The 14499-nt window shown below is 44.3% G+C and carries 5 protein-coding genes and 1 pseudogene; 3 read left to right on the top strand and 3 right to left on the bottom strand.

The window, feature by feature from the left end; all coding sequences use genetic code 11:
- Positions 1 to 6 precede the first annotated feature (6 nt).
- From DQN70_RS05165 to DQN70_RS05150, 3 genes and pseudogenes are all read right to left on the bottom strand, one after another.
- Positions 7 to 5436 (bottom strand): DUF6603 domain-containing protein, encoded by a 5430-nt coding sequence (locus DQN70_RS05165; RefSeq protein ID WP_145980603.1) that lies wholly within the window; start codon positions 5434 to 5436, stop codon positions 7 to 9.
- A 783-nt stretch (positions 5437 to 6219) separates the two neighbouring features.
- Positions 6220 to 6816, bottom strand: a pseudogene (locus DQN70_RS05155) (transposase); the annotation flags it as partial.
- A 151-nt stretch (positions 6817 to 6967) separates the two neighbouring features.
- A complete protein-coding gene (locus DQN70_RS05150) occupies positions 6968 to 8224 on the bottom strand; it encodes a hypothetical protein (protein WP_111759346.1) in 1257 nt (418 codons plus the stop codon).
- 163 nt (positions 8225 to 8387) lie between these two features.
- On the opposite strand from DQN70_RS05150, the gene DQN70_RS05145 reads away from it, so the two are divergent.
- The 3 genes from DQN70_RS05145 (at position 8388) to porU (ending at position 13860) form a co-directional block, all read left to right on the top strand.
- Complete coding sequence (locus tag DQN70_RS05145; protein WP_036888533.1) at positions 8388 to 9614, top strand: S-adenosylmethionine:tRNA ribosyltransferase-isomerase; 1227 nt, start codon at positions 8388 to 8390, stop codon at positions 9612 to 9614.
- Positions 9615 to 9679: 65 nt separating this feature from the next.
- Complete coding sequence (locus tag DQN70_RS05140; RefSeq protein ID WP_023935798.1) at positions 9680 to 10306, top strand: fumarylacetoacetate hydrolase family protein; 627 nt, start codon at positions 9680 to 9682, stop codon at positions 10304 to 10306.
- Between the two features lie 65 nt (positions 10307 to 10371).
- Complete coding sequence (porU, locus tag DQN70_RS05135; RefSeq protein WP_023940411.1) at positions 10372 to 13860, top strand: type IX secretion system sortase PorU; 3489 nt, start codon at positions 10372 to 10374, stop codon at positions 13858 to 13860.
- Positions 13861 to 14499: the final 639 nt, after the last annotated feature.

Raw genomic sequence — 14499 nt, 5'->3', positions numbered from 1 at the left:
TGTGCTTTATACGTTTTCGAGTTGGTCAATGAAACTACGAGCCTTTCGCTTTAATGTGCAATCTGATTGCAGTATATATCGGCGAATGCCTTCTGCATTCCTCCTTTGGGAAGAAGAATGTTTTCTGTTCATTATTTCTTTAGAAAATTTACGTGTTAGAGGATCAGAAGGACCGTTTACATTCCTCAAAGCAGATATCCCCATCTTACGAGTGGATAATGCTTCCCGAGTACTCCATTCGGTTTGGGATGTCTCCACAGAATATCTCTGCCACTTAGTCCATACATCATCGTCCAAGAACTGACAAACACGCTCTTGAGCTGGTTTGACTTCCACTCCCTCCCCTTTCTCTTCCTGCAATCCATGGGTCAGAATAAAACCAGACTTCATCTTCTGGTAAGAAGGGGCTGCCAATTTTTCCTCATCGGTCAGATCTTTGATTAGTGCGGGGGCGAAGGAAGTGGACAGGAACTCATAGTCGTCCTCCTTTGTAAGCTCTATTCCGGAAATGCAGAGCTTTTCCATCTCGATCTGACAAACATCACCGGGTTCAGCCTCACCATACTTCTCCATTCGTTCTCCGAGTGGCACACCACTTTGGCTGAAAGCGATTGTATCAGACGGCTTCGCGACCAGTCCTTCAGATTCGATTTCGGAGAAGGAAACCAGTCTATCGACCACATCGTTTGAGAAAACTTGCCAGTTGGTGTTGTCAGTAAAGCCGGCTTCAAAGATGGGGAATATAGAGATGTACTTTTTTTCGCTGCCTTCCAGAGCTCTACCCCAAGTCTTACTAAAATGTGCACGTTTTTTGACGAATAGGATCCGGAAAGTAGCTTCTCCAGAGGCATGCCATCTTGCAGGTCCACTCAATTCCAGAGCAATACCTACTGCGAGCAATGTGATTCCACAACATTTTACCTTCACTCCCGCAGATCCTTCGACCATAAATAGGAAGGGGTTGAACTGGAACAACGCATTAAACTCAAAGAAGCCTGAGATAGAACAGATGTATAGGTTGATGTCCATTTCCATCCTTGCTCCAAACTGGACGGTATTGGACGTGACCGCAAAGTAAGTATCGAGGGAGAATTTGAGCACGGAATAATTCAACTTCATTCCGATTCTCCGCATATCACGGACATTAAAACCAGCTTCCGGCTTGTACTTAGGATGGAATCCTCCCGCCGAGAAAAGGAAGCCCTTGGTATCACCGGCCCAGTACATCCGGAAGGCCACATCGCCATAAAGGTCAATGCCTACGATGTGAGAATCAACTAGCGAAGCATCGAAGGAGAGGCCCTTGCTAAAATCAATCATCCCGAGGAAGTAGACATTGAGCGACAGAAGCCAATCCAAAGACTTCGAAAGGCCGATATGCATTCCTCCGGCGATAATTATCACGACTGGATCAGGGGCCTGAATGAAAAGCCCTGCATCTATCTCCATAACATCTGAGAAGGTGATTCGGGTCATGAAACCGAAAAAGACTTGTTCTTCTTGAGTCGGGAAATAGGTCGTGATATTACCCAGTATCGTATCCAAATGTTGGGCAATGTCGTCTATGAAGAGTACGGCACCCAAAGTTCCATCTCGAGTAGCACTGATGAGTCTATCTTGGTCAATCCGTCTATTGATACCCAGAGATCCACCGATCTTGGTCAACTGAAAGCCCATTCCAAGTTGGATTCCCGGTTTGAAAGTCGTGCTCAGTGCAGCCATAAAAGAGAACCCCTTGCTACCATCAGGCATACGCATGCGGAAAAGAAGGAGTGCATCCACGCTACAGAGATTCAAGACTCCGATACTAATTGCTCCCAGAAACTCCTCTTTCTCCTTACTCCATTTGATGATTCCGGCACCGGTTACAGCCTTGGTATCAATAGAAATCCCTATTCCATCGGGGAAACTGAAATGCGGTCTAATGTCGAAGTCTCCAAATCCACCTTTGTCATTAAAGACATTGACATCTATTCCAAATCCAAGATCTGCGAACGAAATGGCTATTCCATGAAAATCAGCGGTAAAAGAGGAATTGAAATCCGCAAGCAGATTGTTGCTGGGACTTCCTCCCAATTCTATCATCAAATTGTTGAATTTCACGAAATTCAGGTCCACATTCTTGTCCAAAGGAATCTGGACAAGGTAATCACCATTGATCCGAAATCCGTCTTTAACACTATACCCGATATCCAATGACTCCAAGCCAACTTTGATAGGCTTCTTGAATATCTTGGCAAAGAAGTCATTCATACTGGCCAAAAACAAATTCAGCTCCAAGTCGCGTAGACTTCCGAGGTACCCCGCATCAAACCCTTCGTTGTATCCAACGTAAATCTTCTGAGGGTAGTCCATGATGGAGAGTGAAGCAATGCTATCGTCTTCATCAGAAATCTTGTCAGGGTCGGGTCCAAAGATCATCAACTTGTTGTTCTCTGTCCGGGAAAACAGCAACTCGAGATAAGCCTTGAGCGAACCAGAGACTTCGTCCAGAGGGATGATAGAAGGTAACCGGTCTCCGGGCTTTGTTGTAAGGAATACTCCCAACTTCTGCGAATCCTGAAGTTTTTTCTTGGCATCCTCATCAACGCGCTCAAAATCGAAGTCTCCGTTCATGCTTTCGGAAGCACCAAGTTTTAGCTTATGATTGGCTCCGAGATTGATTTCTACTCCAAAATCACCGGAAATCATAGGTAGGAGATACAATCCAGCCTTATCGCTTTCTCCAATCTTCCGAGATCCTACGAATGCAATAATCTTAATGGACACATTGCCTGATATGGATGAAGAAGAGGGTTTCTGTGAAGAGGCATACTCATAAAGAGTTACACAGAGGAACTTATTTTTGACATCTAACGAATATGGAGGAAGTTTGACTGCTCCAAAATCGAAATCTGGCAAATCGACCAGCTCCCTGAAATACTTCTTCACGCTTGTGGGTACAGCCTTATAGAACTTGATCGCAAATCGGAGACCATCTTGCCAAGAATCAATCTCCGCAGCTTCCTGAGGAATAGCAATCAACTGTTCGGCAAACTTGAGATTTTCGGGATTGAACAACTTCTCGTACTCTCTCAAGTCCGGAATATTGGGTAGATTCCTCCTGATACTGGCAACAGCCTTGGGCAACAACTCTTCTCTAAGCCAAGTCTTCACCGCCTTCTCAATGGCATTCTTGTACGGTTTGAGGATATTGTTGTAGAGAGATGTGAGGAGATGATCAAGATAAGCTCTGAACACATCTACAGAAAAAGATTTGAGCTTATCCGGATAGTCATCGACTGTATTGCTGACAGACCTCAATGTACCCCTTATCTGAGAAGACTCAGTCAAGGATGTCACAGTTGATTCAACAGCTGTCAAGAACTTGTCATAATAAAGAGGTCCAAAGTCCGGCAAAATTTCTTCTATTGCGTCCCTGAAGATCTCGAAGTATCTGTAGATATTGAACCCCGAGAAGGGATTGTTCGGCAAACCTCCTTTGAGCAATTTTTCGATTGCATCTCTCCCATATTTCTCGACATCTTTGACAGAAGAGGGAATATTCTCCATCTGCTTTTCGAATTCCTCTCCAAGATCATCAATCACACCTTTGAGTCTATTCCTCCAGACTTCCTCTTCGAAAAGTGCCCTTGCCATTTTATCCATGGATTGGAGCAATGGTCGGAAGTTATTAAGAAGAACATTGGCATCCTTTGCTCCCGAAACAACAATGGCTTTTCCCCAAGCATCAGGGTCAACATTTTTAAACAACTCGTGCTCCGCTGCCTTCTCCTTTAGTATACGAATGAAAGGATCTACAAAAGCGCGCCCGAAAAATTCATTATTGATATCTAATTTCGAATCGAACAGAAGTCTTTCAATGTCAGAGCTGCCCTCTGTAATGAGGAGATCAATTTCTTTCCTGACGCCACTGGACAGAGAGTCGAACACAGATTTGGCCTCGTTCTTTGCATTCTTGTAGGCTTCTGTCAATTCCTGCCTGACAGCAGTCCCAAACTCAGAAATGACCTTTAAGACATCAAAAATGAAATCTCGGAATTTCTCCAGATTCTTAACAGCCTCAGTATTGGATATTTGAGCTCCAAAATCTTTGATCTTTTCGCTGATACGGATCAGGAGTTCATGCAAAAACTGTTGGATGTCCTCAATATTCGGAACCTGCGGATTGAAGGCTCGCATCACCTTCAAAACTTTTTCCATCAAATTGATGGCATCATCATAGCTTTCAATAGGGTAAATCTCCCTCAGATAATCAATAGGATCAGTGAACAAGCGTTTTAAGCGTGACCACCTAATCACTTGGATCTCGACAGTCGGTGCGGTTGCCTTCATTTTCGCAACTGCATCAGAAAGAAGATCATTTACCTCCCTGACAGATTTCTTTGCATCAGACAAAATTGCCTGAAAGTCCTGCGAAACAAGATCTATATCTGCCCGAATGCACGAATAGGGAAGTTCGATAGAATTAGGAATGTATTTGGCAACCTTGATAGTCTCTTTATCAAAGACCTTAAGGAAATCCAACACAACATAGATCTTGTTCAGAATATTAACGAATTGGTTGTAGTCATCAAACAATTCGTTGCCCAATTCCTCCAACCTAGCCTTGGCGGTCTTGAGTCTTACTGTCAAATCAGAACTTACTTCCCTAACCGCTTGCAGGCCTTTTTCTTTAGCTGCTTTCGCAAGTTCTTCCGCCCTGTCACATAACTGACTTTCAAGCTCTGCTATTTCCTTTTCGAGGGCTTTGATCTCATCGACAACTTCGCTAACAGGGCGAGTTAAATGCTCCTCAATACCTTCTCTGATATATTTAGAAATGTCTGAAGCTCCGTCGACAAGAGCACAGATATCGTCTGAGAATACGTCCTTGGCATTGCTCAGGATAGTTATGAGGATATGATCCAGAATTCGATCTGCAAATTCCTTATTGAAAAAGTTGTCATCAAGGAAATCCAGAAAACCCTCATATTCAGAAACCAGCTTCTCCCCCTCTATATCTTTGAATTTACGGACTATGTCAAAAAGATCTACAATTAGCTCCAGAAGACTGTAAATATTGCCAAGAAGCCCTTCATCTGTTGGTACTTCAGAGTCTCCCAATCCTCCCTGGTCATACAGTTTTTTGGCAGCCGTCAGAAAAGACGCTGCTTTCGATCCGGCAGAAGATGGATTGGTCAGAACCAAATCAATCTCACTCTTCCAGTCGACTGTTGTAGAGAGACTTTGCACCACATTCCCAAGTTTGACCAAAACAGCCATGCAAGATTTGACCAAATCGAACAATTCTCTATTCTTCTCAAACTGTGAGAGATCGTAACCAAGTCTATGGAAAAGGCCGTTGACATAGTCCTCAAACTTGAATTTTCCGGATTCTACTTCGGACAGGAAATCTTTGGGAGAATAATCCTCCAACTCAGATTTGTCCGGCATATATTCAGAGATATTCTGAAGCAGATCCTTCAAAAGAGCTTCTTTGCTCTTAGATAGCACAAGTCCAATTTTTGAGAGTATTCTCTCAGCTCCTTGCAGGGAGGTGGGATGAGTAGGGAGGGCACTCATAGTTCTATAGATTTTGTCAATATCATCATCTATTCAGGGAACACACTTTCGACACAAAACAAAACGAACAACTATCCCTTTGAATAGTAACAAAGCCTCAGTACAACAAGAAGAATCAACCTGACTCAGACATCTGCAACTACTGCGAACTAACAACTAAAATCTCTCGTTCCCAAGAAGGAAGTCTCTCGTTAAATCCGCCAGCAGAGCCTATTTATCATTTTATGAAAAGGGAAAACTCCCTTCTCTCCTCTTCCAAGCTAAACTTAATGAAGTATCTCAAGACTCCAAATAAATCGCGAGGCTTAGGCTGGCTGGAAAGTCCCATTAAGGTATTCCTCTGTGTAGGCATAGCCATATCGTGTTATCTGCACGGTGTCACAAAGATATATTTTTTAATCCTACAAATCAAATATTGCAAAAACTGTCATCCAAAAGCAAGATTTGGCATCCAAGCTTCCACAAAAGAACTATTCGAGGTCAAATTATATATAGAAATCTTTGAAAAATAAGGAGATGTAGGAAAGAGGTATTCTTCGGATAAAAGGAGGGAAGAATTTGGGGGGAAGCAAGGGACAAGGAATAAAATGGCTTGTAAATTACCCTTGCGGAGCTACATGAACGATCTCCGCAAGGGTAATAATATGTCTTATCCTATACACATAAGGACATAATTATCCCTGGTGTTCTGTATAGGTTAAAGGCGATGCTCTCAAGAATGTTTTGGGTATGGGTCTTTGCAAGCCCCCGGTAGCGACATCGTCCGCCATGAAACCTCCGACGAATATTGCCAAAGGTGTGTTCGATAGTAGTCCGTATCGGACTGATGGCTTTGTTTCGCTGTTTCTCTTGCTTGGTCAATGCCCTGTTGCGTTGTGCCTTGTGCATAATGCCATCTTGAGGGTGATGTGTTTGCAGGTACGAACGATTTTTTTGAGAAGCATATCCTTTGTCCGCCAGGATGGCTGTGCCTTGTGGAATGTTTATACTCTCCAATAGCGGAATAAGCTCCTTCGTATCACTGCAGTTCGCTGCAGTCGTTATCACCCTTTGAACATTGGTCAAACAATGCTTTTTGTATCCATAGTGATAACACTTTTGTTTGTACACCCAACGTGCTTATTCATCCGTCCCTTTACGCTGACGGACAAGCTGTTTTTGATAATCCTCCGCCGCCTCTTTTTCCTGCTCGCTCCGATTGTCTTCCCTGTCGTCTGCGACTTCAATCGTAATGCTTCCATTGGGTTTATAGAGACCTTTGCACGGCAACTGGCCTGCAAAGGTCTCAGATAATGTTTTTTCCACAAAAGCCTCTAGCAATCTCCTCATACTTAATCGAAAAAGATTGCTAAATGGCTACAAAAGTCAGGACCTTGCAACTAAGCCTAATACACAGCAAGTCTCAACGATAATTCACATAGAAAGGTGTTCCGAGCGAATGATAGTTATAGGCACCAAACTTACCTGCACCAGGAGACCATTTTCCTGCCATTGAACAAGGTATGGCCTGATAACGTCCATCTGGCTTCTTCACAATCACATACCCAAATACCACCCTATAGCGACCTGTTGAATTATCCTGAATAGTCCACTCATCACTCTTAATCAACGTCTTAACTATTTTATCATTAGGCCACTGTTTTTGCATAATCTGCTCAAAAGTTGCGACCATCTGAGGCGTATTCATTCGTCCTGCTTTTGGCATGTCGTAGACGCGATTCTTCCGCTCATTGTACTCCTCCTGTATACGTGAGATTTGCTCCTTTTTTTGCTGCTGATATCTCTCATCTATCTCTCTTCGATTCATCGGCTTGGGATAAATATCTTGATACTCTTTATCCATTAAAGAATAAGTCTTTTTCAACGAAGCAACCAAAGTCTGAACCTGAAGATCTTCATCTCTCAATCGCCCATCATACAAGCCTTCAGTTAGCTTCTGCACCGCTGCGAACAAATAGTACTTCTTCTGATTTGGGGTCGCTTTACTGTTGATATACCCGTCTATCTTGCTGAGTAATTCTATCAAACTCACTGAAGACCCATTCCATGACCCAGTGAAAGGAGCTAACATGATCTTATTCACAGCCCCTGTTACTCTGTCATATTCGGCAGACCAATCATTCCAAGAAAAGTCAGCTATGCTTCTATTGCTTGGATTGTTTGAAACTGAGGAGAAATACAACAAATGTTTATTATCATCAGGCCAAGCCATATATTCAATATCTCGCCGTTCTACAGCCTTTTTCAACTTCAATAAATAATAGGCCAAACATTCAAACTGGGCACGGAGATCCAGCTTTTCATCAAAAGCTCCCCCATTATCTCTTTGATAAGCCTGAGCATAAAAACTATCATCTGTTTGCTCTGCCACCTGTACTGTTTTCATTATAGATAGGGGATCGGACTCCTTCTGTAATACTTTTCCTCCCTTGGGCTTAGTAACATCTACAACCGATTGCTGAATCGGTGTTTGCACAGGATTTTTCTCCTGCTTGATCTCTGATTCAACCCCTTGCTTCACTTCTTCCGAAACTTCTTTTGCTACTTTTACGACTTTCTCTTTCAATTTCTTACCAAAAGTGCCAAACTGCGCCTGCATTGGAGCTAAGCTGAAAAAGAGGACCAGACTAAACCCACAAAAATTTCTAAATGATGACATTTTCATTACAAATACAATTTATTTGATAGATACCAGTTTTAATCTTACGCAAAATTAAGATTTTAGCCTCGAATTATCAGGTTCTAATCAAATTTCTCTGAGGTATCTAAGCATCTATTACCATAGAATGGTGTAACAATCACTAATGATTAGTTTTGCAGTCATGAAAACAACAGAGATCTGTATATCGGACTATACATACGAATTGCCGGATGAGCGGATTGCCAAATATCCGTTACCCGAGCGTTCGCACTCCAAACTACTATTCTACAACCGAGGGGGCATTTCCGATCATTTATTTGTTGACTTGCCCGATTTATTGCCTTCAGATGCCATTTTGGTGCGCAATAACACGAAGGTAATCCGAGCCAGATTACTTTTCAGAAAAAATGGAGATGGTGCCCGTATCGAAGTCTTTTGTCTGGAGCCTCACCTCCCTGCCGGTTATGACACCAATCTAACTACCACTGAGACGTGCAGTTGGATTTGCATGATCGGAAATGCCAAGAAGTGGCGAGGAGCTCCTTTAGAGTGCCAAATACAACATCGAGACGGTTCTCAAGTAACACTACGAGCAGAACGAACCGGAGAAAGAGAAGGAGAGGGCGAAATCGTACGCTTCTCTTGGGACAACCCACAACTATGCTTCGGAGACCTACTGGAGCTGTGCGGTGTACTTCCGATTCCTCCCTATCTGCACAGAGAGACAGAAGAGCAAGATCTGCAGACCTACCAAACGGTCTATGCCCAGGCTAAAGGGTCGGTAGCAGCTCCGACTGCAGGGCTACACTTCACTCCCAAAGTCTTCACCGATTTGGCTCGTAAACAAATACCAGTACTGGACTTGACTCTTCATGTAGGAGCCGGTACATTCCGACCGGTGAAAACAGCTACCATCGGCGAACATCACATGCATCGAGAATTAGTTGTAGCCTCCCAGTCTTTAATCAAGGAACTGGCCACAACCGCTCGCAAACCCATTGCCGTAGGGACAACCTCGGTACGCTCACTGGAGAGTCTGTATTATTTAGCGGTTTTAATTGCCGAAAATCCTTCCATTCCCGTTTCTGAATTACAAGTCGAACAGTGGAGTCCCTATATCCGCTCCACATCTCTGCCCAACCGCACAGAAGCCTTTGCAACTCTCTTGAGGTATATGGAAAGAAATGAATTGGAGCAGCTGATTTTCCCCACTGGCATACTAATTGCTCCAGGCTACACCTATCGAGTAGTAGAGGGTATACTGACGAATTTCCATCAACCCCAATCCACACTTATTTTGCTGGTTGCTGCTTTTGTGGGAGAGCAGTGGAGAGATATATACAGACATGCACTCGACAGAGACTATCGTTTCCTGAGCTATGGAGACAGCTCTCTCCTGTTACGCTAATTTGCCACAACCCCAAAAAGAAAAAGAGTTTCTCCTAATCTGCGTAAGACTTATATTTGCTCTGTATGAAGATCATAGCTGTTGCATCTAACTATAGCGATCACATCGCAGAAATGAGCACTGGTACAATCCTTTGCCAAACGAAACCGGAGTCTCCAATTTTTTTCCTCAAAGGAGATGCAGTGCACCGACTGGGTTATCCTTTTTTCTACCCGGATCTATCGAGTCAAATAGAATATGAGACGGAAATCGTTGTGCGAATAGATCGCATTGGTAAATATATAGATGAGAGATTTGCCCATCGCTATTACAGTGAACTGACAGTGGGATTGGATCTCACAGCTCGAGATCTGCAACGACAAGCCAAAGCAGCAGGCAAGCCATGGACGGCTGCCAAGGCCTTTGAAAGTTCAGCCGTAGTAGGGCAATTCTTTCCGAAAGAGCAATTCGGAGATCTCACCAATTTGGATTTCCGTTTGGAAATTGATGGGCACTGTGTGCAAAAAGGCAACACTCATGACATGCTATTTTCCATAGATCAGCTGATTGCCGCTGCCAGTCGCATTTTCCCTCTTCGAATGGGAGACCTGCTCTACTGTGGTACTCCTGCCGGGGTAGGCCCCATAGCCATAGGACAAACTCTCGTAGGGTACGTGGGAAACAATAAAGCTTTTGAGATGAGCGTTAAATAGTCGGGTATCCCTCTTGTTAGAGATACCGGAAGGCCCCCCTCTGTTTCGATTTAAGACTAAAAAAGATGACCGTACATAGATACCACCACCTCCTATCCCTACTCTGCCTCTCTCTCTTGTGTACAGTAGGATTCATTTCTTCTCCTCGGGTCCAAGCCCAATCTTTCCCTCCTCCATCTTCGGAGGCTCTTCCTTTGGCTGCTCAAACTTCGGTTATGAATTCAGGGCATTGGGTCAAAGTAGATGTTACCGAAAGTGGTGTCTATTGCATTACTGACGAAGAATTGCGTAGAGCCGGCTTCAAAGATCCCGAAAAAGTGGGAGTATATGGCTATGGAGGGGCAATGCTCCCAGAAGATCTCCGTCGTATCAAGGCTACGGACCTTCCTGCACAACCCTCTTTGAGGGAGGGGAATGCTCTCTATTTCTACTCACCCGGGACGACAACCTGGTACTACGACGGTAAGACAAAGCGTTATCAACACACGACCAATATATACAGTTCATCCGGCTATTATCTCTTGTCGGATGCAGCAGATCCTGTACGCATACAAGAGAAAACTCCTTCCGAGGCTGCACAAGGAGAGGAACGGTCTACAATAGCTGTGTTGTTACACGAAGAAGACCGCACCTCGCTTGCTTTCTCAGGGCGCAAGCTATGGGGTGAATCCTTTGCCTTTCGCACTGATTACCAATTTGAAGAGATACTCCCCCCACATGCCACAGGAGATATTCGTGCCAAGCTCCGATATGTATCTCGCAGATCTACCGAAGGGAAAATGACAATGAGCCTGAATAACCGGCATGTGATAGAAGACATCCAAACCCGCATCGATCCTAACAACGAACGCTTTTCTTCCTATGTCCGTGGATACGACTGCATTGCCTATAGCAAGGACGCTGTACAACCGACCTCTGAAAAACTATGGGTAGAGCTCAAATATTCTCGAACCGGGCAATCTGTATATCTGGACTACTATGAATTGAATATCGATGGCCAACTTCGTCTATCACCGGGCAAACAGTTACCTATGTACCAGCTACCTCGCCCTGAGAAAAAAGGGCAAGCATTGCGCTACATGATAGATGGAGCCGATTCAGAAACGAGAGTTTTCTCTACATCTGAAATAGGTAACCCATATCTCTGTCCTCTTCGCCCATACAATGGAACCTACGGCTTTGTCGATGAAGCCCCGGGAGACAGAGGAGCTACTTATATCGCTTTCCGATTATCAGATGCACGGAAAGTCCAAATTACAGGACCTGTTGCCAATCAAAATCTCAGAGGTGAAACTTGGCCGGATCTGATTATCATCACCCCGACCGGGCTCAAACCAGAAGCAGAAAGACTTGCCGAATACCACCGTTCGGCAGATGGGATGAGAGTTGTTGTAGCTACGGATGAGCAGGTGTACAACGAATTTACCGGAGGTACACCCGATGCCACAGCCTATAGGCTTCTGGCTAAAACCTATTATGATCGCTACCTGATAGAAAATTCCACCTCGGAAAAGCCCTGTCCAATACAGCTATTACTCTTCGGAGACGGTAGCTACGACAACCGTATGGTTACAACAGATTGGAAACAATATCGCTCCAAGGGATACAACTTCCTGCTCACCTATCAAAGTGAAAATTCACTCAATCTAGATTCGTATACCGCAGACTCCTATTTCACTGCCCTAAATGCAAATGAATCCAACAAACCCATAGGAGCACAAAAATACACGATCGGCGTTGGGCGCATCCCGGTGCGGACACTAGCCGAAGCACATACCGTTGTAACCAAAACAATCCGCTATGCCGAAGATAGGAAACCCGGACAGTGGAAAACCAGAGCCATATTTGTTGCTGACAACCAAGACGGCTTCTCTCATTTCAGGCAAAGCAACAGAATCGCTGATGGCCTGCAAGAGCTAAACCCGTCTCTGATCGTTGATAAAGTATTGATGGATATGTACAAATTAGTCTCCGTCAATGGCAAAACCACCGTACCGGATGCAACTCGAAAGCTCATGGATGTACTCAACAAGGGAGCCTTACTGATCAACTACAATGGTCATGGAGGACCTCAGGGCTGGGCCGACGAGCAGCTACTGACCCTGCAAATGATCAAAAACTTCAAGTACAAAAACCTTCCCATCTGGATCACAGCCACTTGTGACTTTTGCAACTTCGACCATTTCTCTACATCCGCAGGAGAAGAAGTCCTTTTCAATGAACAAAGTGGAGCTCCTGCCCTCTTTACGACATCCAGGGTGGTACTCGATGTGCCTAATTTCGAGCTTAACCAAGCCTTGACAGGAAGGCTATTCAAGCAAACTCTCAACAAACGCAGCTATCGATTGGGCTCGGTACTGTCTCAGGCCAAGAATCCCAACGAATATGTCAGTCCCTCTGACACAATCAACAAGTTAAGCTTCTTCCTCATTGGGGATCCGGCCTTAAGCTTACGCCTACCAACCCACCAAATCAGAGTAAAGAAAATCAATGGTTTGGCAAGCGGGGGAAAAGACCTTATCCCCCTACGAGCCATGCAATCGGTGGTAATAGAGGGAGAAGTAACGGAGAGTGGGGGGGACAATCTTGACGAACAGTACAATGGTAAACTCTATGTGTCAATCTTCGATAGTCGGCAAGAGCTAACCACTTTCCCCGACAAATCTGGGAAAACCCAAACCATACAGGATTATCCGAGCGTTATCTATGCAGGTTTGGCCGAAGTTGTCAATGGTCGATTTGAATGTCGCTTCGTTGTTCCCAAAGATCTTATTTACACCGGAACCGAGGGACGAGCTAATTTCTACTGTTATGACGAAAAGAGAGGGTTAGAAGCCACCGGATACGACAAGTCTTTCTTCATAGACCATGGGTTGGCCCAAGATGTCGAAGACAAAGAACCTCCAGTAATCGAGCATTGCTATCTCGGTGTGGAGAAGTTCCGAAGCGGAGACAAAGTCAACGAATCGCCCCTATTTGTAGCCAAGCTCTTCGACAAAAGTGGGATCAACCATTCAGGATTAGGGCCAGGACACAGTATCTCTCTCTCCATCCATGGAGCAACAACAGCCGTACACGAGTTAAACAGCTACTTCACACCCTCTTCTCTTGAGAGTGGAAAGGGAGAAGTGGCGTTCGTGCTGCCAACGCTGAATGAAGGAGACCATACAGCAACTTTCACAGTTTGGGATATTTTCAATAACGTGACAACCTATGATTTCGCCTTTAGGGTAGTACCTGGGCTTAGTCCGGTAGATGTGGCAACAACAGTAAGACCCAATCCAGTGCGTTCCGATCAAGTGAATATAGCCATACAGACCAACCAGCCTTCTGTAGAACTGCAATGCTATGCCGAGCTCTACGATTTCACAGGGAGAGTGGTCCAACGTACTCCTCAAACGACCATCAGTAGCCAGCCGGATGCCCCGGCTATCCTGACTTTCTCAATAGATCCCGGGCTAATTGACGGGCTGTATTTATATCGAATCTTTATCGGCCACAACAATGATCAAATGAATCATTCCGAGGGGAAGCTGTTATTGCAAAGACAATGACAGCTTCCCTTTGTTACTCTCTCCACCCAATGGAGAGAGTATTACAATCTATTCTCTTCCGGATTGTACAAGCTCTCTGTGTGGGTTTCCGACTGCATTTTTCTCGACTTATCTGCATTTCATAAGGCAGCCTTCCAGAGTGTTGCTTTCTATTTCTTTTTGCATCTTTTCGTTTTCGATTTAAGGGATTTCCCTTGCTCAAATTGGAGGTCTTTTACTGGGGTTTCCCACTCTTTTTTCGATATCAACAGGAGCCATTTTTTACTGACACGGGAGAGAACAAAAATTCTCTCCTGAGAGAATTTTCACTAACACAGGAGAGAGCAAATTTTTTCTCAGGAGAGAATTTTGTCCCTTCCAGAACGTCCTATTCATCGGGGTTTTGAGAGGTCAAAATAAGGCACAAAAAAGACTGCTGTTTACTTGCTGACAATAGTCTCTTTTTTCTCTCTTTTTCCAATTCTTGGAGGATGAAAGAGTTTACAAAACATATACATTCAAAATGGCCGGAGGCAGGAGTTTTTGAGTGCCATGCAACAGCCTAAAAAGTCAAACCATCAAATCTTTTCTATCAAAAAAAGAGAGTGTCTGCCCTGAAAAGAAGGGCAGACACTCTCCAATGAAAAGTTGACTACAACC

Source organism: Porphyromonas crevioricanis (assembly GCF_900476255.1).
GTDB lineage: Bacteria > Bacteroidota > Bacteroidia > Bacteroidales > Porphyromonadaceae > Porphyromonas > Porphyromonas crevioricanis.
Note: the sequence above shows the minus strand (reverse complement) of the source record. Positions and strands in the feature narration are given on the sequence as shown.

Coding starts and splice junctions, on each gene's coding strand:
- DQN70_RS05140 (WP_023935798.1), top strand. CDS start 9,680: ATGAAGATCATAGCTGTTGCATCTAACTATAGCGATCACATCGCAGAA.
- DQN70_RS05145 (WP_036888533.1), top strand. CDS start 8,388: ATGAAAACAACAGAGATCTGTATATCGGACTATACATACGAATTGCCG.
- porU (WP_023940411.1), top strand. CDS start 10,372: ATGACCGTACATAGATACCACCACCTCCTATCCCTACTCTGCCTCTCT.
- DQN70_RS05165 (WP_145980603.1), bottom strand. CDS start 5,436: ATGCCGGACAAATCTGAGTTGGAGGATTATTCTCCCAAAGATTTCCTG.
- DQN70_RS05150 (WP_111759346.1), bottom strand. CDS start 8,224: ATGTCATCATTTAGAAATTTTTGTGGGTTTAGTCTGGTCCTCTTTTTC.